Genomic DNA, 20,299 nt, shown 5'->3' with positions numbered 1-20,299 from the left:
CGGCATCCCTCCAACTGCCCCTCTCGACATTCAGTCGACAAGACCGGCAGCGGTAACCAGCGATCGAGTGTAGGTCGTCGAGGGAGAACTCAGAACCGTCTTGCACTCGCCTTGTTCGACGACGCGCCCCTCCTGCAGCACGATGATGCGATGCGCCATCGCTCGCACCACCGCCAGGTCATGGCTGATGAAGAGATAGCTGATTCCCCGCCGCCGTTGCAGCTCGCGAAGCAGCTCGACGAGCTGCTTCTGCACGGTTCGATCGAGTGCCGAGGTCGGTTCGTCGAGAACCAGCAGCTCGGGTTCCAGAATGATGGCACGCGCCACGGCAATGCGCTGACGCTGCCCACCGGAGAACTCATGCGGATAGCGAGCCGCACAATCCTGGGGAAGCCCGACCTCGCGCAGCGTCGCGAACACGCGCCGCTCGACCTCTTCTGCATCCAGTTCGGGGAAATGAAAGCGCAGGCCTTCGCTGACGATCTCCGAGACGGGCAGGCGAGGGGAGAGCGAACCATAGGGGTCCTGAAAGACGACCTGTATACGGCGCCGACGCTGGCGTAGCGCCTTGCCGCTGAGGTTATCCAGCCGCTCGCCGGCAAGCTCGATCTCGCCACGACTCTCGGTCAAGCGCAGCAGGGCATGCGCCAGGGTAGTCTTGCCGGAGCCGGATTCGCCGACGATGCCCAGCGTTTCACCGGGTGCCAGTGAGAGATCGAGCGGGCACAGCGCTTCGAAGGCGGGTGGGCGCTTGGCCAGCAGGCGGCGTGGCCGGGCATAGCTCACCGCCAGGCCCCGGGCCTGGAGTAGCACCGAGTCGGCCGCTACCGGGGAGGGGCCGCCGCTGGGTTCGGCGTCGAGAAGGAGACGAGTGTAGTCGCTTTGCGGTGTCCGGAAGACGTCGGCGACGCGCCCCGTCTCCTGCTCGCGACCATCGTGCAGCACGCAGACCCGATCGGCGTGTCGGCGTACCAGGTTGAGATCATGCGTAATGAACAACATGCCCATGCCGTGGCGGTCGCGCAGTTCGGCGAGCAGGGTCAGTATCTCCTGTTGCACGGTGACGTCCAGCGCCGTCGTCGGCTCGTCGGCGATCAGTAGCTGTGGGTCGTTGGCGATCGCCATGGCGATCATCACGCGCTGTCGCTGGCCGCCCGAGAGCTGATGCGGCCAGGCATCGAGCAGTTCGTCCGGTCGCGGCAGTTTCACCTGAACGAGCAGTTCGCGACTTCGCTCCCGAGCGGCCCGCCCGGAGAGGCCTTGATGAAGACGTAGCGTCTCGCCGATCTGCTTGGCCACGGTATGCAGCGGGTTGAGCGAGGTCATGGGCTCCTGGAAGACGAAGCCCACCTGGCCGCCACGCAACCCTTGCCAGTCGCGTGGGCGCAGACGAGCGAGATCGGTGTCGCCCAGCCAGCGTCCTCCGGTGACTTGCGCATTGCCGGGCAGCAGCTCCATGGCGCCCAGTGCGGAGACCGACTTCCCGGAACCCGACTCGCCGACGAGAGCCAACGTCTCGCCACGGTGAACGGTGAGCGACAGCCTGTCGAGCACGGTGACCCCGTCGAAGGCGACGGAGAGAGAGTCGAAACGCAGCAACGGGCTGGCGTCAGGCATCGGTCTGGCTCCTCGGCGATGTGGTGGCACCGTGCTGGACATGGCGCGGGTCGAAGGCGTCGCGGAGCCCTTCACCGATGAACACCAGCAGCGAGAGCATCAACGACAGGCTGACGAAAGCGGTGATTCCCAACCAGGGGGCGTGGAGGTTGTTCTTGCCCTGGGCGACCAGCTCACCCAGCGACGGGGAACCGGGTGGCAGGCCGAAGCCCAGGAAGTCCAGCGCCGTGAGGCTGGTGATGGCTCCGGTGAAGAGGAAGGGCACGAACGTCAGGGTGGCGACCATGGCGTTGGGCAGTACGTGGCGCCACATGATCAGCCGGGGCGGCAGCCCCATGGCCTTGGCGGCTCGTACGTACTCGAGATTGCGCGCCCGGAGGAACTCGGCGCGCACCACGTCGACCAGTCCCAGCCACGAAAAGAGCAGCATGATGCCGAGCAGCCACCAGAAGTTGGGCTGCACGAAACTCGCCAGGATGATCAGCAGGAAGAGCACCGGCAGCCCTGACCATATCTCGGTGAGGCGCTGGCCGATCAGGTCCGTCTTGCCGCCGAAATAGCCCTGGATGCCACCCACGAACACCCCCAGGACCAACGAGCCCGCCGTCAGCACCAGGGCGAAGACCACCGAAAGGCGAAAACCGTAGATCACCCGCGCCAGTACGTCGCGTCCCTGATCATCGGTGCCCAGCCAGTGGCGGCTGTCGGGTGGCGCCGGCGACGGGCGCATCATCTGCATGTCCAGCGTCTGGTACGAAAAGGGGATCGGCGGCCAAAGCGCCCAGCCGTCATTGGCGATCTGCTCGCGGATGAAAGGGTCATGGTAGTCGGTGTCGGTCGGCAGGAAACCGCCGAATTCGGTCTCGGGGTAGTCCACCAGCAAGGGGGCGTACCACTGGCCGTCGTAGCGCATCACCAGCGGCTTGTCGTTGGCGATCAGCTCGGCGGCGAGGCTCACTGCGAAGAGAGCCAGGAACAGCCATAGCGACACCCAGGCGCGCCGGTTGCCGCGAAACACCGCCAGGCGACGCCGAGTGATGGGCGACAGTCGTGAGGTGGAAGCGAGGGCCATGGCTCAGGACTCCCGGGTTTCGAAGTCGATGCGTGGATCGACCCACACGTAGGTGAGATCGGAGACCAGCTTGAGGATCAGACCGATGAGCGTATAGAGGAAGAGAGTGCCGAAGATCACTGGGTAGTCGCGTTGCATCACCGCCTCGAAGCCGAGCAGCCCCAGACCCTCGAGCGAGAAGATCACCTCGATGAGCAGCGAGCCGGTGAAGAAGATGGTGACCAATGCCCCGGGCAGGCCGGCGATGATGATCAGCATCGCGTTGCGAAACACATGGCCATAGAGCGTGCGCCTATCGCTGGCTCCCTTGGCACGGGCGGTGAGTACGTACTGCTTGTGGATCTCGTCGAGGAAGCTGTTCTTGGTGAGCATGGTAAGGGTCGCGAAGCTGCCGATGGTCATGGCGATCACCGGCAGGGTGATGTGCCAGACATAGTCCTTGACCTTGCCCCAGGGGGTGAGCGAATCGAAGTCGGGGGAGGTGAGTCCACGCAGCGGGAAGATATCCCAGTAGCTGCCCCCGGCGAAAAGGACGATCAGCAGGATCGCGAACAGGAAACCGGGAATCGCGTAGCCGACGATGACCAGGCCCGAGCTCCATACGTCGAAGCGCGAGCCGTGGTGCAGCGCCTTGCGGATGCCGAGCGGAATGGAGATCAGGTAGACCAGCAGGGTGGTCCACAAGCCCAGGGAGACCGACACCGGCAGTCGCTCGATCATCAGCTCGACCACCGGGCGGTCGCGGAAGAAGCTCGTGCCGAAATCGAAGGTGGCATAGTCGCGCATCATCCCCAGGAAGCGCTCGTGGGCGGGCTTGTCGAAGCCGAACTGCTGCTCGAGCTGTTCGATGAATCGCGGATCGATGCCCCGGGCGCCACGTGATTCGTCGCGCACCACGACGTCGCCACCGCCGGTATCGAGGCGCGTGCTGGCCATGCTGTCGGCGCCCTCGAAGCGGGCCAGCATCTGGTCGATGGGGCCGCCGGGGGCGGCCTGCACGATGATGAAATTGAGCAGCATGATGCCCACCAGGGTGGGAATCATCAGCAGCAGTCGGCGTAGAACGTAACGGCTCACGGGGGAAGCATCCTCGTCCAGGCGTCAGCGGCCGTGCAGCCGCTGGTCGATCTCGGCGGCACGGTCGGCATCGACCCACCAGGCGGACAGGTCGAAACCGTACTCGGGGAAGGGTTCGGGATAGCCGAATTTGTCCCAGAGTCCGAGGCGGGTCTCGCCGGAATGGTAATGGGGAATCGTGATGAACAGCCACCGCAACACCCGGTCCAGGGCGCGGGTTGCGGCGTTCAATGCCTCGCGACTGTCGGCGCGGATCAGGTGGTCGACGAGATCGTCCACCGCTGGATTGGCCAGCCCCATGAGGTTGCGGCTCTGCGGCGTCTCGGCATAATCGCTCGTCCAGTATTCGCGCTGCTCGTTTCCGGGGTTGTTCGACTGTGGAAACTGGCTTACCACCATGTCGAAGTCGAAGCTGCGCAGGCGGTTGAGGTACTGGTTGATGTCGACGATGCGAATGCTGCTCTCGACTCCCAGGCGCGACATGTTGTGCAGCATCGGCTGGACCACCCGTTCCATGCCGGTATCGAAGAGCAACACCTCCAGGCGTAGCGGGCGGCCCGTCTCGCTGTGAACCAGGCGGTCATCCTCGACGACGTAGCCGGCATCCAGCAGCAGATCGTAGGCGCGCCGCAGGCGGCTGCGCAGCGCTTCGGGATGGTCGATGGGCAGCGCCTTCGTGAAGACCTCTGCCGGCAGGTCGTCGCGGTGCGGCTCCAGCAGCTTCAGCTGCGCTTCGCTCGGCAGGCCGTGCGCGGCCATCTCGGAGTTCTGGAAGTAGCTCCGCGTGCGCTGGTAGCTGTCGTAGAAGAGATTGGCGTTGAGCCAGGGGAAGTCGAAGGTCAACGACAGCGCCTCGCGCACGCGACGGTCCTGGAATTTGTCACGGCGCAGATTGAAGACGAAGCCCTGCATCGTTGCCGGTTGACCGTCGGGCACCGTCAGTCGCTTGACCAGACCGTCATGATAGGCGGGAAAGTCGTAGCCGATGGCCCAGGTAGCGGCTCGGGCATCGGTGCGATAGTCGATGATGCCAGCCTTGAAGGCTTCCCAGGCGATGTCTCGGTCGCGATAGTAGTCATGCACCAGGCGGTCGATGTTGTGGCGCCCACGGTTGACCGGCAGGTCGCGACCCCAGTAGTCGGGATCGCGCTCGTAGACGATGCGTCGGCCGGGGTCCACCTCGGCGATACGGTAAGGACCGGAACCGATGTGCCGCTCCAGCGTCGGGGCGCTGAAGTCGCGCTCGGCCCAGTAGTGCCGGGGCAGGATCGGCAACTGGCCGACGATGAGCGGCAGCTCACGCGATTCGTTGGAACTGAAGCGAAAGCGCACGGTATGGTCGTCGAGCGCCTCGACCTCGGCCACCTCGGCGTAGTAGCTACGGTAGAAGGGATTTCCCTCTTCGATCAGCAGGTCGAAGCTGTAGACCACGTCCTCGGCAGTGACCGGTTCGCCGTCATGAAAGCGTGCTTCTGGGCGCAGGTCGAACTCGATCCAGTGACGCTCGGGATCGAGCCGGATGCCCTCGGCAAGCAGCCCGTAGACACTGAAAGGTTCGTCGAGGTTGCTCTCGAGCAGAGTGTCGTAGATCACGCTGACGCCGGCCGCCGGGGTACCGCGGATGATGAAGGGATTGGTCGAGTCGAAGCTGGAGCCGACGGCAGCTCGTGTCAGGCTACCGCCCTTGGGCGCCTGAGGATTGACGTAGGGAAAGTGCGTGAAGTCGGCGGGCAATGCGGGTTCGCCGTACAACGCCAGGCCATGTTCCGTGGCGACCGGCTCATCTGCGATGACGATGGAGGCGGTGGCCAGCGCTGCCAGGCACGGCAGGACATTTCGCAGGCTGCGAGTGACGATCGAGCTGGGTGACATCCTTGACGGATTCCTGTGCTTCCCGATGAGGCGATCGTCATAAGGTGTCAGGCGTACCGTGCCTTGTAAACTGCCTGCAGCCCTTTTACGTCGGCGTCAGCGAGATGCCAGGCTTTGTGCGGGCATATCGAGACTCTGGCCAACCTGGATGATGTCGCCTTGCAAGCCGTTGTAGCGACGCAGCTCGTCGACGCTGATGCCATGCTGACTGGCGATGCGCGAAAGGGTGTCCCCCTGCTGCACCACGTACTCGGCAGTGCCACCGTCTGTGGAGCGGCGAGGCGTGGCGTCGTTGAGCCGAGCCTGGATGACCGTTTCGTGTTCGCTGGGAACGAGCACGACGTCGGCGGTGCCCGGATGCACCTGGCCGCCAGTGAGCCCCGGATTGAGTGCCGTCAGCTCGGACTGACGAAGACCGGCCATGTCGGCCAGCCGGGCAATATCGATCGTCTGTTCCACCGGTACCTCGGCAATGGCCGGGGTGACATCGATGGCCGGCAGTTCGATGTCGTGAGCCTCCGGGTCGGCGATGATGGCCGCCAGAGCATGCAGCTTGGGGAGGTATTGCATGGTTTCGCCGGGGAGGTCGAGGTTCCAGTAGTCTCCACGCTCGCCACGACTCAAGGCAGCATTGCGTGCTCGATTGACGGTGCCGGCGCCGGCATTGTAGGCGGCCAGCGACAACTCGATGTCACCGTCGTACCACTGTTCCGCCTGAAGCTCGATGTAATCCAGTGCTGCGCGCGTCGAGGCGGCCACGTCCAATCGGCCGTCATACCCTTGCTGGCGCAAGAGCCCTAGCGCATCGGCCGTGCCCGGCATGAATTGCCACATGCCCGCTGCTCCCCGATGGCTGCGAGCCTGCGGATCGAAGGAGCTTTCGATGAAAGGCACCAGGGCGATCTCGCCCGGTAGATCTCGCTGCTGGAGTTGAGCGTTGATCCATGCCAGCCAGGGGCGGGCGCGCTCAGTGATCTCGCGCACATTATGAGGGCTGGCGCGGTAGTGCTCGATCCAGCGTCGAACGCGGGGGTCCTCGGTGTGGTGATCCCACTGCATCAGTCCACGCAATTGCTCCCAGGCGTCCGAAGCCCGCGGCTCGAGCTGCAATACTTCCCAGAAAGAGTGACTCGCGGGCGCGCCGGAATGGGGCGGTATGGTGGTTGCCTGACTGGTGGTGGTAGCCAGCGCCAGGGTGCCCGTCAGGGCGAAGCTGGCGACCAGACCGATTGTCTGTCGTCGCGCCGTTCGATGGATCATGCGTTCTCCTTCTGGTTGCTGCATCCGCAACATACCGTGTCGTCGTTCAGAAACGATCTTTCCACGCGCGCAGGGTGGTAAAGGTGGCTAGATCCGTGTCGGTATCCCCATGTGCCGCGGCGGCGGCGCGCACTTCGGGATCCGCGCAGCGCAAGAAGGGGTTGATGCGTCGTTCTCGACCCAGCTGACTGGGCAGGGTGGGGCGGTCCAGTTCGCGAGCGCGCTCGGTCTCGGCCAGTGCCGATGCCACATCGGGATTGTGTGGGTCGGCGGCGCTGGCAAAGCGCAGATTGGCCTGGGTATATTCGTGGCCGGCGAATACCAGCGTGTCGTCGGGCAGTTCGGCCAGGCGCTGCAACGACTGGTGCATCTGTTCGGGCGTTCCTTCGAACAGTCGGCCGCAGCCAGCCGAGAATAGAGCATCGCCGCTGAACAGGAGTGGCGGAATGCCCGGCGTGAAGAAGGCGATATGGTCGAGGGTATGTCCGGGTACCGCCAGAACGTCGAAGCGACGCCCCATGACGCGGCAGGTGTCGCCATCGCCAACGGGTTCGTCGATGCCCTCGATGTGGGGATTGTTCGGGCCGATCACGTGAGGCGAGTAACGCTGTATGAGCTCTTCGAGACCGCCGGTATGATCGTGATGATGGTGGGTGATCAGCACCTTGGTCAGCGTCAGTCCCTCGCGCTCCAGCACATGCATGACGGGGGCGGCGTCGCCAGGGTCCACGACGCAGACGTCGGGGCTCGTGTCCTGGCGTAGAAGCCAGATATAGTTATCGCCAAAAGCGGGAATCGGTGTCACGCTCAGCATGGGCAGGATGTCCTCGTCGCGTCGTCAACCGAAATATGAGCACCATGACGCCGGCCCGGCTCGCTGGCCCGCACCTGTATGAGCGGTGTGCCCGTGGCTTGCAAAACCCACAATCTTGGAGGCGACGGTAGACGATGTCAAACGCGCAGGACGCGACCACCCTGGCAAGACTCTTCAGGGAGGGGCGACGCTACTGGGCCAGTGCCGACGGCACCGCGCATTGGCGCACCGAGCGTGCCTGTCTGGGGCCGATATGCGAACGCCTGCATGGTGGACATCGCCTGGAGTTGAGCATGGCTGCGTCGCTCACCGACATGTGCCCCATTCGCCATGGCCTGCGCTGGGCGCCCACGGTCGAACTCGCCGAGTCGCCATCGACGCTGGTGTGTCCTCCCGATGCCCTGGCACTGCCCGACGAGTGTCTGCATCTGGTCGTCATACACCACTTGCTCGAGGTGGTGCCCAATCCTCATCGCTTGCTCCAGGAAGCGGCACGGGTCACTGCGGACGATGGCCGTCTGATCATCTTCGGCTGGGCCCCCCTGGGCGCCGCGGGGATAGGCCGTCTGTGGCCCGGCCGCCGCCATCGGCTGCCGTGGCGCGGACGCTGGCGTACGCCTGCCGGGCTGCGAGACTGGCTGGCGTTTGTCGACTTCCAGATCGAGCGGGTAGACTATTGCGGTTTTCATTTGCCCGGCAGCCTGCCTAGCAACGCGACGCTGGAAACCCTCGGCAGACGGCATAACCTGCCGTTGGGCGACAGTTACATCATTCGTGCACGACGCCGGAGCCGGCTGGCGCATGTCCAGCGCCCTCAGCTCGACCTCGGCAGCGCGCTCGGCGGCAATGCGCTGGGACATGCTTCTCGCGTCGGCCGCCACACTGAAAGGATTCGTGACGTTGTCTGATGTTAACGAAGAAGACCCGCTGCCCCGGGTCGTCGTCTATACCGATGGCGCTTGCCGCGGCAACCCGGGTCCGGGCGGGTGGGGCGCGGTACTGCAGAGCGGGCATCACGAGAAGACCCTCAACGGTTTCGAGTCGCGAACGACCAACAATCGTATGGAACTGATGGCGGCCATCATGGCGTTGCGTGCTCTGAAGCGCCCCTGCGAAGTCGCGCTCTGGACCGATTCCGAGTACCTGCGCCGCGGCATCACCGAATGGATCCATGGCTGGCAAAAGCGTGGCTGGAAGACGGCCAGTCGTCAGCCGGTCAAGAATGCCGAACTATGGCGTGAGCTGCTGGAAGAAACCCATCGTCATCGCATCCAGTGGCAATGGGTGAAAGGGCACAGCGGTCACCCCGGGAACGAGCGCGCCGACGCCCTGGCCAATGCCGCCATCGACGCACAGGCTGCGACCGCCGATCTTGCCAACCACGAGTGAGTGCCATGCGACAGATCGTTCTGGATACCGAAACGACGGGCATCGACCCCCGAGAAGGACACCGGCTCATCGAGATCGGTGCCGTGGAACTGGTCAACCGTCGCCTCACCGGCAACAATTATCACCAGTACATCAATCCCGAACGCGAGATCGAAGCCGAGGCGGTCGAGATTCATGGCATCACCAACGAACGGGTCGCCGATGAGCCGCGTTTTGCCGAGATCGCCCATGACTTCTGGAATTTCATCCGGGGTGCTGAGCTGGTGATCCACAATGCCGCCTTCGACGTCGGCTTCATCGATCACGAGTTTCAGCGGCTGGCCGACCACGGAGAACCTCGACTCGGGCCGGTGGCCGAGCATTGCCGTATCCTCGACACCCTGAAGCTGGCGCGTGATCGCCATCCCGGGCAGCGCAACAACCTGGATGCGCTGTGCAAGCGCTATGACATCGACAACGGCCATCGCGTACTGCACGGTGCGCTGCTCGACGCGGAAATCCTCGCCGATGTCTATCTGGCCATGACCGGCGGCCAGACTGCGTTGACGTTGGATGCCGACGAAGCTCGCAGCAATGACGATGCAGTGGCGGGAGGACTGGCCATTCGCCGGCTGTCCCTCGAGGCGGGAAGTCTGCGCGTATTCGCTCCGGACGAGTCGGAAATGGAGGCGCACCGCGCCAAGCTGGAACGGATTCGCCAGTCGGCCGGGCACTGTCTCTGGGACAACCATGCAGTGCTATCGGCCGGCCACTCGGAGAACGAGTGATGCTGCGCCGTGAGCTCCCTCTCGGTGTCGCGTCGGGAAGGGTGGTGCGTATCGCCGAAGGGCGGATCGCCCCGGCAACGGACGGCTCCCCGCTGCAGCCGTCGCAGCCTTGGCACGCTGCCTGGCAACCGCTCGGCTACTGGAACGACGAGCCCGTTGCCCTGGCCGTCGAGAAGAAAGCCGAAGAAGATTGGCTAGAGGGTCGTCACTGGTTGTCCGTCCTCCCCGAATCCTGGTTTCCATTGCTTTCCACCGCTCTGCAAGTGGCTGCCTGGCTTCGCGACCATCGCTTCTGTGGGCGGTGCGGCACTCCGACATCGCGGCTCGATACGGAATTCGCCATGACCTGCGCGAGCTGCGGCCACCGCAACTATCCGCGGATATCGCCGTGCATCATCACCCTGGTTACCCATGGCGAAGCACTGCTTCTGGCCCGCAGCCCACGCTTTCCGCCTGGGCGTTACTCGACCCTGGCCGGCTACATCGAACCCGGCGAATCAGCCGAGGATGCCGTACGGCGAGAGATATACGAAGAAGTGGGGCTCACCGTCGCCCGAGTACGCTATTACCGCAGCCAGGCGTGGCCTTTCCCGCACTCGTTGATGCTGGGCTTCTTTGCCGAAGCGGCGAGCGAGACGCTGCACATCGACGGCATCGAGATCGTCGATGCCGCCTGGTTCCGGCCCGGCGAACTGCCTCGACTGCCACCTCTTTATTCGATTTCTCGAGCGTTGATCGAAACGCATCTCTCCGAAGTGGCGACGGCCGGCCGCTGAAGGGCGAACGCCGGCGAGGCGCTCAACGGGAAGGAAAGAGAGTGGTGAGCTTGGTCGCCAGCATGACGTTGCCGGTCGCCTTTAGCTTGCCCGTCATGAAGGCGTTCATGCCGTTGATGTCGCCGTTCATGATGCCCTTGAGCGTATCGCTGCTCATGCTCAGGGTGACCGAGGGGTCATCGTGTTCCCCCTCGTGAACGGCCAGCGTGCCGTCCTTGACGATCAGGTAGTGGCTACCCGCATCATGGAAGTGGAATTGGAAGACATCGTCCATGCCCTGGGCGGCTTGAGGGTCGAAACGTTGCTGCAGTTTCTGAAGCGTGGTACTGGACATGGAAGGGTTCCTCTTGCGTGTCGTTGGGGAGTTGCGCCAAGAGCGTATTTCGAACGATTGTTTTAATCAAGAGCATTGTGCCGAGCCCTGACCGGGGGCAGGATGGTAGCATCAACCGGACGGTGGAGGCTTCAGGGTGGAAGAGTGGGCGACCGAGCTTGGGCTGTTCGTGGCCCGTCTGGCGATACTGGTGCTGGTTGTCGGTCTGGCGCTGGCCGTCATCGCGCGAATGCGCGGTGACGGCAGCGAGAGACTGCGCCTGCGGGTCGAGCAGCTCAACGATCGACGCGAGTACCGGCGCCGCCGGCTTGCCCTCGCTGCCAGCGAACCGAGTGCCCGGAAACGGCTGCTCAAGGCGTTCCGTCGTGACGACAAGGCGAAGAACCGTCGTGGTGGCAAGGAGGCGCCGACGGCGCGGCAGACGGTCTGGGTACTCGACTTTCACGGCGACATTCGTGCCAGCGGAACCCCTCGCCTGGCGGAAGAGATTTCGGCGGTTCTAGCGAGTGCCGAGAAGGGCGACGAAGCGGTCTTGCGGCTGGAGTCCGCCGGCGGGTTGGTGCATGCCTATGGCCTGGCTGCCGCGCAGGTGGATCGCCTACGCGAGGCGGGCCTGACGACGACCGTTTGCGTCGACAAGGTGGCGGCCAGTGGGGGGTACCTGATGGCGTGTGCCGCCGACCGCTTGCAGGCCGCCCCGTTCGCCGTGATCGGTTCCATCGGTGTCGTGGCCCAGTTGCCCAACCTCCATCGTCTGCTCAAGCGCCATGACGTGGATGTCGAGCTTCTCACCGCGGGCGAATACAAGCGTACCCTGACCGTGTTCGGAGAGAACACGCAAGAAGGCCGCGACAAGTTCCAGGCCGATCTCGAAAACACTCACCGGCTCTTCAAGTCGCACGTTGCCGAGCGGCGGCCGAACCTGGACATCGAGGCCGTGGCCACCGGCGAGATCTGGTACGGTCGCGACGCCCTGACGCGCAACCTCGTCGATGCGCTGGGAACCAGCGAAGCGTACTTGGTCTCGCGCATGGACGAGGCGCGGGTCATCAGCGTTCGCCTGGAGCCGCGCCGCTCGATGGGCGAGCGGTTCGGCATGGCCGTCTCCTACGGCGTGGAGCGCAGCGTCGACCGACTGCTGGAACGTCTCGATGCCGGCCGCTGGGAGAAGCGCTGAGCTCACAGACGCTGCAGACGTGCCAGCGTCTCCACCAAAGCCCGTGCCTCTTCACCTTGCAGCGAATAGAAGATGGTCTGAGAGGCACGTCGCGTCGTCACCAATCCCTCTCGTCGCAAGATCGCCAGGTGCTGTGAGAGGGCGGATTGACTCAGAGTGAGCTGCCGGTTGAGTTCGGTGACTGACAGCTCGCTGCCATCGAGCAGACAGAGAATTCTCAGTCGGTTGTCGTTGGCGACGGCCTTGAGCAGGGACGTTGCCTCGTCGATGGCCTCATTGCCTGCCTGAAGCAGACGTGCGGCGGCACTCGGTAAGGTGCTCATCTCGGTTTCTCCGTATTGGCTCGCCAGGCGCGTTATGTTCGATCGTCGTCCAGGGCGTCGGGAGCCGGGTCGAGCGTTCGCACGAAAGGTGCGGCGCTGCTCATAGCCAATATCGGTCTTCTTGGCATTGCTCATTTAGTCATCTTTGATAGTGGCTGAACTTCTGTCAAACGACGATTCAACGCAACTTTTGCGACCACCGTCGCTGAGGGTACGTTGTTGTCGACAATATTGATGCTCCAGATCATCGATTCGGCATTCTTAGCCGATGGTATGAAGGAAATTCGCCGAAAAATCTCTAGAGTGTCAACAATCACCGTGGCAACTCAGACGTCGGACAGCAAGCTCATGACCACCTACAAGACTGAATTCCAGCGCTCTATCGAACAGCCGGATGCCTTCTGGGCAGAACAGGCTCGTCGCATCCCGTGGTTCACGCCGCCTTCGACCATTCTCGAATACGACGAGCAGGATCATGCTCGCTGGTTCGTCGATGGTGAGTTGAACATTTGTCATGCCGCCCTCGATCACCATGTAGACAACGGTCGCGGGGAGCAGCCAGCCGTGTTCTGGGACTCGCCGGTCTCCGGCGGCAAGCGTACGCTGAGCTACCGCGAAATGCGCGACGAGGTCGCTCGGGTAGCGGGCGCGTTGCGCGGTCTGGGGGTCGAAAAAGGCGACCGGGTCGTCATCTACATGCCCATGGTGCCCGAAGCGCTGATGGCCATGTACGCCTGCGCACGCTTGGGAGCGGTGCATTCGGTGGTGTTCGGTGGTTTCGCGCCCCACGAGTTGGCCGTGCGTATCGACGACGCCAAGCCCAAGGTCGTGATGGCCGCTTCCTGTGGCGTCGAGATCGATCGGGTGATTCCGTACAAGCCGATACTCGACGAGGCGGTTGCCCAGAGCGAGCATCAGCCCGATGCCTGCATGATTCTGCAGCGTGAGCGTCAAACCGCCACGCTCGGCACTCGCGACCGTGACTGGGCCGAGCTGGTTGCCGAAGCCGAGCCGGCCGACTGCGTACCCGTCAAGGGCAGCGATCCGCTGTATGTACTCTATACCTCGGGGACGACGGGCAAGCCCAAGGGCGTGGTTCGCGATACCGGCGGTTATGCGGTGGCCTTGCACTACTCCATGGAAACGATCTACGACGTGGCGCCGGGCGACGTGTTCTTCTCCGCCTCGGACGTGGGCTGGGTCGTTGGCCACTCCTATATCGTCTATGCGCCGTTGCTGCGCGGCTGCACGACGGTGGTGTACGAAGGCAAGCCGGTGAAGACGCCCGATGCCGGTGCCTTCTGGCGTCTGATCAGCGAATACCGCGTCAAGAGCTTCTTCACAGCACCCACGGCCTTTCGCGCCATCAAGAAGGAGGACCCGGACGGCAAGCTGCTCGATCAATACGACATTTCGTGCCTGCAGGCGCTGTTCCTGGCGGGGGAGCGACTCGATCCGCCGACCTTCCACTGGCTGGACGACCTGCTCGACGTGCCGGTGATCGACCACTGGTGGCAAACCGAGACCGGCTGGCCGATCGCGGCCAACCTTCAGGGGCTCGAGCCCATGCCCACCAAGGCCGGCAGTGCCACCGTTCCGGTACCGGGCTTCGACGTGCGGATCCTCGACCGGGAAGGAGAGCGGGCCAAGCCGATGGAACAGGGCAGCGTGGTCATCAAACAGCCGCTGCCGCCGGGCTGCCTGACCGGCATCTGGGGCGATCCGCAGCGCTTCCACAGCGCCTACATGGCCGCGTTCCCCGGCTACTACCTCACCGGTGACGGCGGCTATTTCGACGAAGACGGCTATCTCTTCATCATGGGACGCACCGATGACGTGATCAACGTCGCCGGGCATCGTCTCTCCACCGGCGAGATGGAAGAGGTGGTCGGCGCCCATCCCGCCGTCGCCGAGTGTGCGGTGATCGGCATTCACGATGCGCTCAAGGGCCAGGTGCCCGTGGGCCTGGTGATACCCAAGGACGGTTTCGAAGGCGATGAAGCGGCCCTCGAAGAAGAGCTCATCGATCGCGTTCGTCGGCAGATCGGCCCGGTTGCCTGTTTCAAGCAGGTGCTGGTCGTCAATCGTCTGCCGAAAACCCGTTCCGGCAAGATTCTTCGCAAACTGCTGCGCAATATCGCCGATGGCAAGGAGTATGGCGTGCCATCGACCATCGATGATCCGGCCAGCCTGGAGGACGTTCACGAGGCCATGAAGGAGCGCTCGGTGGGCGCTTCCCACGAAGCCCGACCGCTCTGATTCCTCGGGTCGTCACCGGCTCTGCGACGCCGCCTTCGGGCGGCGTCGCGGCGTTCACTGCCTTGGCCTGACAAGGGCTCGCGCGTATACTACGTCCCTTCCATTCACGAGGGTTCCCTCACCCCTCCCGCGCTGTCGCGCGCACGAAAAAGGATCCATCCATGTTCGCGCTGTCTCCCGCCCAGTATCGCCGTTGCCTGGTCCTGCTGGTGAGCTTCCACATTGTTGTCATTGCCGCCAGCAACTATCTGGTGCAGATCCCTTTCACCCTGTTCGGCTTCCACACCACCTGGGGGGCCTTCAGTTTCCCCTTCATCTTTCTGGCGACGGATCTCACCGTTCGGCTCGTCGGCAAGGAGCCTGCGCGAGCCATCATCATCCGCGTCATGCTGCCGGCGCTGGTGATCTCCTATCTGGTCTCGGTGGTCTTTCCGCGCGGCAGCTTCGCGGGACTCGAGGCGCTCGGCGAGCCCAACCTGTTCGTCGCTCGCATCGCCGTGGCCAGCTTCATGGCCTACGTGCTCGGCCAACTGCTCGACGTGCAAGTGTTCGATCGGCTACGCAGGCTGCGCGCCTGGTGGATCGCACCGGCCGTATCGACCGTTTTCGGCAATCTGGCCGATACGGCGGCTTTCTTTTCCGTGGCATTCCATAACAGCCCGGACCCCTTCATGGCCGCCAACTGGATCGAGATCGCCTGGGTCGACTATGCGATCAAACTGACCATCAGCCTGCTCTTCTTCCTGCCGCTGTACGGGGTGCTGCTTGCCTGGCTGAGTCGCCGTCTGGTGATGCTCACCGGCCAGCAGGATCTGGCGCCACAGCGAGCCTGACATGTCACCGATACGGGAGGTCCGATGACCGTCGATCTCAATCATGTGGACACGGGCGGGGAGGGCACTCCCCTCGTGGTGGTACACGGCCTGCTGGGCAGTGCCGACAACTGGCGCTCTCACGTCAAGCAGTGGCAGCAACGGTACCGTGTGATTGCCGTCGATCTGCGCAACCACGGCCGCTCGCCCCATGCCGACGGCATGAGTTATGCCGCCATGGCCGCCGACCTGTTGGCGCTTCTCGATCGGCTGGGAATCGAGCGCGCCCATCTGCTGGGGCACTCCATGGGCGGTAAGGTCGTGATCAGCCTGGCGTGCCTGCATCCGCAGCGGGTTGCCTCATTGGTGGTCGCCGATATCGCCCCCCAAGCCTACGGCCACGACCATGACGCCGTGTTTGCCGGATTGCGACGGGTCGAGGAAGGGCTGCCGCGCAATCGCCGCGAAGCCGATGCGCTGTTGGCGGAGCACGTGGAAGAGCGCGCCATTCGCTTGTTTCTCGCCACCAACCTGGAGCGCGACGACGAAGGCGTGCTGCGGCTGCGCATCGGTCTCGACGAAATCGAGGCCGACTATGACGCCATCATGCAAGCGCCGGCAGGAGAAGGTAGCTATGACGGTCCGGTTCTGGTGCTGCGCGGCGGCCGTTCTCCCTATGTGACCGATGCCATGCTGCCGAGGCTGCATGACGTGTTGCCGCAAGCCCGTTTGGCGACCTTGCAGGACGCCGGCCACTGGTTGCATGCCGAGCAGCCCGAAGCGTTCCAGGCCGCCGTCAACGACTTCCTGGCCTCCCTCGAAGCATAGGCGTCATCGAGCAGCGGGAGCACCAAGGTCGATGGCCAGGCGCTCCACGGGGCTTTCATCGTCGATCAGTCCCGCTTCCAGCAGCATTTTCTCGAACCGAGCGTAGCGCCCTTGATCCACGGCGGCGGGGCGCTGAGCCAAGCGTGGAAAGACATCCTGCCAGGCCTCGTACATGATGGGATCGTTCAGGGCAGGTTCGGCTTCCGTCATCAGCTCCCAGGCTTCTTCGCGATGGTTGACGATCCATAGCGTGGCTTTTTCGAGGGCGGCCACGAGTTCGCGAATGGCATCGCGCTTGCTGCTCAAGCGATCGCGATTGGCCATCAAAATCAAGCCATCATGGCCGGGAAGGCCATGCTCTTCGAGGCGTAGAATGCGCGTGGGAATGCCCTCGTCGGCGAGCTGACGCGGCAGTAGATGACGTTGGTGAACGACCACGCCATCGAGGTTGCCTTCGCGCATGGCTTCCATGACCTCGTAGTTCACGTCTTCGAGTTCCATGCCTTCCGGTAGGCCATTGTCCTTAGCGATGGGGGAGTTCAACAGGGTGGCGCTGTCCTGCACGGTATAGCCGAGGTGCAATTGCGGCAGAGTCTGTGGCGAATTCGGGCGTTCCCCTTCCTCTTCGGTTTCCGTCTCGAACAATGCCTGGCGCAGCACGATGCCCGACAGCGGAGAATCGATCAGCGTAGCCACGCGTACCAGTGGCATCCCTTGATCGACCAGCAGGTGCAGCAGGGGCTGCCGCCCCAAGGCCAGGTCGGTACGCCCGGCAGCCAGCAGCTTGGCAGGCACGTTGGGATCGGCAGGGCTGACCAGCGTCACGTCCAGACCCCGGCGTTTGAAGTAGCCCTTCTCGCGTGCCACCAGCAGCGCTGCATGTTGAGGATTGAGATACCAGTCAAGGGTGACGGTGAGAGCCGTGACCGGCGGTGGCGCGATCGGTTCGGCCGGCTCGAACGCCACCGAGGGCACTTCCGGAGCGAGCACCTCGGAAGTCGGTTCAACGGCATTCGACTCATCCAGAAAGGAGGGCCCCTCCACGACAGGGGGAACTTCAACGATGACCGGTGCCACGATCCTTGGCGTGCCGGGAGCCAAGGGCTCATCGGGCATGCCGACGTGCGGAGGCGGCAACATCGCTTCGGAGTTCTGCAATGGCGGCACGGCTTCCTCGTCGCCAGCCGACTCGGCGAGAGCTGGCGACAGGGCTAGGCCGGTGAGCGCCGTGACGAGCCAGGGGGCGAAAGCGCGTAGGATGCGAGCCTTGATCATGGGCGGGGCAGTGCTCCAGCCAGTGGTGAGGCGCCAGTTTATCCTTGCCCACCTGGGCGAAGCCAGCGGACTCGCCAACGCGAAGCCCGTGTGCGTGGCATAATGCCCCTCTCGGCTGCGAGGAGTCTATGGAGACCATCAATACGCTTTTTCTGCTCAGCGGTTTTCTGATCGCGCTGAGCGTCGTCGCCAGTCGTCTTTCCAGCATGGTAGGGCTACCTCTGCTGCTGATCTTCCTCGCCCTGGGCATGCTAGCGGGCGAGGAAGGCGTGCTGGGCATCCAGTTCGACGATTACTCGCTGGCGTTCTTGATCGGCCACCTCGCGCTGGCCATGATCCTGCTCGACGGCGGCTTGCGCACGCGCCTCAAGACCTTCCGGGTTGGCTTCAGACCGGCACTCTCGCTGGCCACGCTGGGCGTCTTCGTGACCAGCGCGCTGGTCGGCGTGATTGCCATGTGGGTCTTCGACCTGACGATCGTGCAGGGGCTGCTAGTCGGTGCCATCGTCGGTTCCACGGATGCCGCAGCGGTATTCTCCATGCTCAGTGGTCGCGGCGTGCATCTCAACGAGCGGGTCAGTGCCACCCTGGAGATCGAGTCCGGCACCAACGATCCGATGGCCATCTTCCTCACGCTGTTGCTGGTCGAACTGCTGGTCGGCGACCTGGGCGGCGTGTCCGAGACGCTGATGTTCCTGGTCAGCCAATTCGGCCTGGCAATGGTCATCGGGCTGGGCGGGGGGTGGCTCAGCGCACGGCTGATCCGCTGGCTGGATCTGGCGCCGGGTCTCTACTCGCTGCTGGCCCTGGCGCTCGGTTTCGCGGTGTTCGGGTTGACGGGATTCCTGGGGGGCAGCGGCTTTCTGGCCATCTATCTGACCGGGCTGATGATCGGCAACCAGCCGGGCCGTCATCTCAACTTCATCCTTCCCGTGCACGACGGCCTTGCCTGGCTCAGTCAGATCGGTCTGTTCCTCATTCTCGGACTGCTGGTGACGCCATCGGAGCTTCTCGACTATGCGCTGCCTGCCTCCTTCGTCGCCCTGGCGTTGATACTGGTGGCTCGCCCTCTGGCCGTGCTCATCAGCGTCAAGCCGTTCTTCAAGTTTCGCTGGCGGGAGCTCTTTTTCATTGCCTGGGTCGGGCTGCGTGGTGCGGTGCCCATCGTACTGGCCATCTTCCCGGTGATCGGGGGGGTGGACAACGCTTCGCTCTATTTCAACGTCGCCTTTGCCGTCGTGCTGCTGTCCCTGCTCATTCAGGGTGGCAGCCTGCCGCTGATGGCGCGCTGGATGAAGGTGGAAATTCCCAAGGGGGTCACGCCCAACCACCGCGGCCCACTGGGCATCCTGCCCGAGAACGACTACGAGATGTTCGTCTATCAAGTCGACAACAGCGATCTGGACGACGTACCCATTCGTCTATTGCGGTTTCCTTCCGGCGCGGTGATTTCGGCACTGTTTCGCGAACACGCCATGCTTCACCCAAAGGGCAGTACCCGGCTCAGGCTGGGCGACGTGATCTGCGTGATCGGCCGCGCCGACGACCTGCCAGCGCTCAATCGGCTGTTCAGCGGCGACACCCGACTCAAGCAGGAGCGCGCCTTCTTCGGTACCTTCACCTTCGACGGCGATGCACGGATGGGCGACATCGCCAGTGCCTACGGCCTGACGCTGAGCCCCGGCGAAACCGACATGACGCTGGGGGAGTTCGTCTCGCTGCGCGTGGGGGGGCATCCCGTGGTCGGCGACGACGTCGACTGGCACGGCATTCACTGGGTAGTCAGCCAGATGGAGGGCAACAAGGTCACGCGCGTTGGCTTGCGGCTCTACTGACCGAGGTAAGGCCTTGATCGCACACTGCTCTTGACCTTGGCGGAAAAGCTGATAAGATGCATCGCCGTGAGCCGGAGGGATGGCAGAGCGGTTGAATGCACCGGTCTTGAAAACCGGCGAAGGTGAGAGCCTTCCCAGGGTTCGAATCCCTGTCCCTCCGCCACTCACTCGAATTGCCAAGCACCCCGCTCGTTCTTGTCTTCGACAAGTGACTTGCGGGGTTTTTGCGTAGGCGACGGAGTGGCGGCGCCATGCATGATAAGATGGCGAGATGGACGATGACCGCAGCCATTTCCAAGCGCTACGCCCGATCGCCTCGGTGTCTGCCGCGGTGGTGCGCGACGGCCGCATTCTTCTGGTTCGCCGTCGCAACCCGCCCAATGCCGGTCGGCTGGCGTTGCCCGGCGGCAAGGTCGAACCGGGAGAAACCCTGCGATCCGCAGCGGCGCGCGAACTGCGCGAGGAAACCGGCGTAGAGGCCGAGCCTCGCGAGGTATTGACCGCCATCGACGTGCTCAGCCACGACGCGGAAGGGGAGTTGCTGTCGCATTACGTGATCGTGGTGGTCCGTCTCCTGTGGCGCGGTGGCGATGAGGCCGCCGCCAGCGACGCCAGCGAGCTGGAGTGGCTCGACCTGGCGGGCCTGGATGCAGCGGGTGAGGATGTCTGCGTGACGGCTGCCCGAGTGGCACGGGAGATCCTGCGTGGCGATGGGAAGGAAGAAGCCGCATCGAGGTGAGGTCGAACAACGCCTTGCGCGGGGAACCCGGAGTGGGCATTCTAGGTCAACTCAAAGGTCAACCCAGATCAAT

General features: G+C 63.7%; 19 protein-coding genes and 1 tRNA gene. 11 read left to right on the top strand and 9 right to left on the bottom strand.

Going from position 1 to position 20,299, the window contains the following annotated elements:
* Positions 1–30: 30 nt before the first annotated feature.
* The 6 genes from BLP96_RS10925 to gloB form a co-directional block, all read right to left on the bottom strand.
* On the bottom strand, positions 31–1,617 hold the full coding sequence (locus BLP96_RS10925) for an ABC transporter ATP-binding protein (protein WP_089686063.1): 1,587 nt from the start codon (positions 1,615–1,617) through the stop codon (positions 31–33).
* On the bottom strand, positions 1,610–2,689 hold the full coding sequence (locus BLP96_RS10920; protein WP_089686062.1) for an ABC transporter permease: 1,080 nt from the start codon (positions 2,687–2,689) through the stop codon (positions 1,610–1,612). The genes BLP96_RS10925 and BLP96_RS10920 overlap by 8 nt, the downstream gene beginning before the upstream one ends.
* A 3-nt stretch (positions 2,690–2,692) precedes the next feature.
* Positions 2,693–3,766, bottom strand: coding sequence for a microcin C ABC transporter permease YejB (locus tag BLP96_RS10915; protein ID WP_089686060.1), 1,074 nt, complete (start codon positions 3,764–3,766; stop codon positions 2,693–2,695).
* A gap of 24 nt (positions 3,767–3,790) precedes the next feature.
* Positions 3,791–5,638 (bottom strand): extracellular solute-binding protein, encoded by a 1,848-nt coding sequence (locus BLP96_RS10910; protein WP_089686057.1) that lies wholly within the window; start codon positions 5,636–5,638, stop codon positions 3,791–3,793.
* A gap of 96 nt (positions 5,639–5,734) precedes the next feature.
* The gene (locus tag BLP96_RS10905; protein ID WP_089686055.1) at positions 5,735–6,898 is read right to left on the bottom strand and encodes a transglycosylase SLT domain-containing protein; all 1,164 of its coding nucleotides are present in this window, start codon (positions 6,896–6,898) and stop codon (positions 5,735–5,737) included.
* Between the two features lie 46 nt (positions 6,899–6,944).
* Positions 6,945–7,712, bottom strand: a complete 768-nt coding sequence (gene gloB / locus BLP96_RS10900; protein ID WP_089686053.1) for a hydroxyacylglutathione hydrolase — start codon at positions 7,710–7,712, stop codon at positions 6,945–6,947.
* Positions 7,713–7,846: 134 nt separating this feature from the next.
* On the opposite strand from gloB, the gene BLP96_RS10895 reads away from it, so the two are divergent.
* The 4 genes from BLP96_RS10895 to nudC are packed head-to-tail and all read left to right on the top strand — an operon-like array spanning position 7,847 to position 10,644.
* Entirely contained in the window at positions 7,847–8,620 is a 774-nt protein-coding gene (locus tag BLP96_RS10895) for a class I SAM-dependent methyltransferase (RefSeq protein ID WP_089686051.1), read from the top strand.
* The gene (gene rnhA, locus BLP96_RS10890) at positions 8,613–9,101 is read left to right on the top strand and encodes a ribonuclease HI (RefSeq protein ID WP_245682230.1); all 489 of its coding nucleotides are present in this window, start codon (positions 8,613–8,615) and stop codon (positions 9,099–9,101) included. The genes BLP96_RS10895 and rnhA overlap by 8 nt, the downstream gene beginning before the upstream one ends.
* Before the next feature lie 5 nt (positions 9,102–9,106).
* Positions 9,107–9,868: a DNA polymerase III subunit epsilon gene (gene dnaQ, locus BLP96_RS10885; RefSeq protein WP_089686048.1), complete on the top strand. Its 762-nt coding sequence runs from the start codon at positions 9,107–9,109 to the stop codon at positions 9,866–9,868.
* A complete protein-coding gene (nudC, locus tag BLP96_RS10880; RefSeq protein ID WP_089686046.1) occupies positions 9,868–10,644 on the top strand; it encodes an NAD(+) diphosphatase in 777 nt (258 codons plus the stop codon). Before dnaQ ends, nudC begins: the two co-directional genes overlap by 1 nt.
* Before the next feature lie 22 nt (positions 10,645–10,666).
* Here the strand turns inward: nudC and BLP96_RS10875 are convergent, their stop codons facing one another.
* A complete protein-coding gene (locus tag BLP96_RS10875; protein ID WP_089686044.1) occupies positions 10,667–10,978 on the bottom strand; it encodes an SCP2 sterol-binding domain-containing protein in 312 nt (103 codons plus the stop codon).
* A gap of 136 nt (positions 10,979–11,114) precedes the next feature.
* Here BLP96_RS10875 and sohB point away from each other — a divergent pair, with 136 nt between their 5' ends.
* Positions 11,115–12,155 (top strand): protease SohB, encoded by a 1,041-nt coding sequence (gene sohB / locus BLP96_RS10870; RefSeq protein ID WP_089686042.1) that lies wholly within the window; start codon positions 11,115–11,117, stop codon positions 12,153–12,155.
* Positions 12,156–12,157: 2 nt separating this feature from the next.
* On the opposite strand, the gene BLP96_RS10865 is transcribed toward sohB, so the two are convergent.
* Complete coding sequence (locus BLP96_RS10865; RefSeq protein ID WP_089686040.1) at positions 12,158–12,478, bottom strand: ArsR/SmtB family transcription factor; 321 nt, start codon at positions 12,476–12,478, stop codon at positions 12,158–12,160.
* Between the two features lie 234 nt (positions 12,479–12,712).
* Between BLP96_RS10865 and BLP96_RS10860 the strand changes: the two genes are divergently transcribed.
* From BLP96_RS10860 to BLP96_RS10850, 3 genes are all read left to right on the top strand, one after another.
* Positions 12,713–14,737: a propionyl-CoA synthetase gene (locus BLP96_RS10860; RefSeq protein WP_340147969.1), complete on the top strand. Its 2,025-nt coding sequence runs from the start codon at positions 12,713–12,715 to the stop codon at positions 14,735–14,737.
* A 161-nt stretch (positions 14,738–14,898) separates the two neighbouring features.
* Complete coding sequence (locus BLP96_RS10855) at positions 14,899–15,570, top strand: 7-cyano-7-deazaguanine/7-aminomethyl-7-deazaguanine transporter (RefSeq protein WP_089686037.1); 672 nt, start codon at positions 14,899–14,901, stop codon at positions 15,568–15,570.
* Between the two features lie 24 nt (positions 15,571–15,594).
* Positions 15,595–16,377: an alpha/beta fold hydrolase gene (locus BLP96_RS10850; RefSeq protein WP_089686035.1), complete on the top strand. Its 783-nt coding sequence runs from the start codon at positions 15,595–15,597 to the stop codon at positions 16,375–16,377.
* A gap of 3 nt (positions 16,378–16,380) precedes the next feature.
* Here BLP96_RS10850 and BLP96_RS10845 read toward each other — a convergent pair whose 3' ends face one another.
* Positions 16,381–17,652: an ABC transporter substrate-binding protein gene (locus tag BLP96_RS10845; RefSeq protein WP_089686034.1), complete on the bottom strand. Its 1,272-nt coding sequence runs from the start codon at positions 17,650–17,652 to the stop codon at positions 16,381–16,383.
* Positions 17,653–17,780: 128 nt separating this feature from the next.
* On the opposite strand from BLP96_RS10845, the gene BLP96_RS10840 reads away from it, so the two are divergent.
* The 3 genes from BLP96_RS10840 (at position 17,781) to BLP96_RS10830 (ending at position 20,226) form a co-directional block, all read left to right on the top strand.
* Positions 17,781–19,487, top strand: coding sequence for a potassium/proton antiporter (locus BLP96_RS10840; protein WP_089686031.1), 1,707 nt, complete (start codon positions 17,781–17,783; stop codon positions 19,485–19,487).
* Between the two features lie 73 nt (positions 19,488–19,560).
* Positions 19,561–19,650, top strand: a tRNA-Ser gene (locus BLP96_RS10835).
* A gap of 108 nt (positions 19,651–19,758) precedes the next feature.
* Positions 19,759–20,226 (top strand): NUDIX hydrolase, encoded by a 468-nt coding sequence (locus BLP96_RS10830; protein ID WP_089686029.1) that lies wholly within the window; start codon positions 19,759–19,761, stop codon positions 20,224–20,226.
* The last annotated feature ends 73 nt before the right edge of the window (positions 20,227–20,299 follow it).

Origin of the sequence: Billgrantia gudaonensis, assembly GCF_900100195.1 — a bacterium.
GTDB lineage: Bacteria > Pseudomonadota > Gammaproteobacteria > Pseudomonadales > Halomonadaceae > Halomonas > Halomonas gudaonensis.
Note: the sequence above shows the minus strand (reverse complement) of the source record. Positions and strands in the feature narration are given on the sequence as shown.

Coding starts and splice junctions, on each gene's coding strand:
- BLP96_RS10925 (WP_089686063.1), bottom strand. CDS start 1,617: ATGCCTGACGCCAGCCCGTTGCTGCGTTTCGACTCTCTCTCCGTCGCC.
- BLP96_RS10920 (WP_089686062.1), bottom strand. CDS start 2,689: ATGGCCCTCGCTTCCACCTCACGACTGTCGCCCATCACTCGGCGTCGC.
- BLP96_RS10910 (WP_089686057.1), bottom strand. CDS start 5,638: ATGTCACCCAGCTCGATCGTCACTCGCAGCCTGCGAAATGTCCTGCCG.
- BLP96_RS10905 (WP_089686055.1), bottom strand. CDS start 6,898: ATGATCCATCGAACGGCGCGACGACAGACAATCGGTCTGGTCGCCAGC.
- gloB (WP_089686053.1), bottom strand. CDS start 7,712: ATGCTGAGCGTGACACCGATTCCCGCTTTTGGCGATAACTATATCTGG.
- BLP96_RS10895 (WP_089686051.1), top strand. CDS start 7,847: ATGTCAAACGCGCAGGACGCGACCACCCTGGCAAGACTCTTCAGGGAG.
- dnaQ (WP_089686048.1), top strand. CDS start 9,107: ATGCGACAGATCGTTCTGGATACCGAAACGACGGGCATCGACCCCCGA.
- nudC (WP_089686046.1), top strand. CDS start 9,868: ATGCTGCGCCGTGAGCTCCCTCTCGGTGTCGCGTCGGGAAGGGTGGTG.
- BLP96_RS10875 (WP_089686044.1), bottom strand. CDS start 10,978: ATGTCCAGTACCACGCTTCAGAAACTGCAGCAACGTTTCGACCCTCAA.
- BLP96_RS10865 (WP_089686040.1), bottom strand. CDS start 12,478: ATGAGCACCTTACCGAGTGCCGCCGCACGTCTGCTTCAGGCAGGCAAT.
- BLP96_RS10860 (WP_340147969.1), top strand. CDS start 12,713: ATGCTCCAGATCATCGATTCGGCATTCTTAGCCGATGGTATGAAGGAA.
- BLP96_RS10855 (WP_089686037.1), top strand. CDS start 14,899: ATGTTCGCGCTGTCTCCCGCCCAGTATCGCCGTTGCCTGGTCCTGCTG.
- BLP96_RS10850 (WP_089686035.1), top strand. CDS start 15,595: ATGACCGTCGATCTCAATCATGTGGACACGGGCGGGGAGGGCACTCCC.
- BLP96_RS10845 (WP_089686034.1), bottom strand. CDS start 17,652: ATGATCAAGGCTCGCATCCTACGCGCTTTCGCCCCCTGGCTCGTCACG.
- BLP96_RS10840 (WP_089686031.1), top strand. CDS start 17,781: ATGGAGACCATCAATACGCTTTTTCTGCTCAGCGGTTTTCTGATCGCG.
- BLP96_RS10830 (WP_089686029.1), top strand. CDS start 19,759: ATGGACGATGACCGCAGCCATTTCCAAGCGCTACGCCCGATCGCCTCG.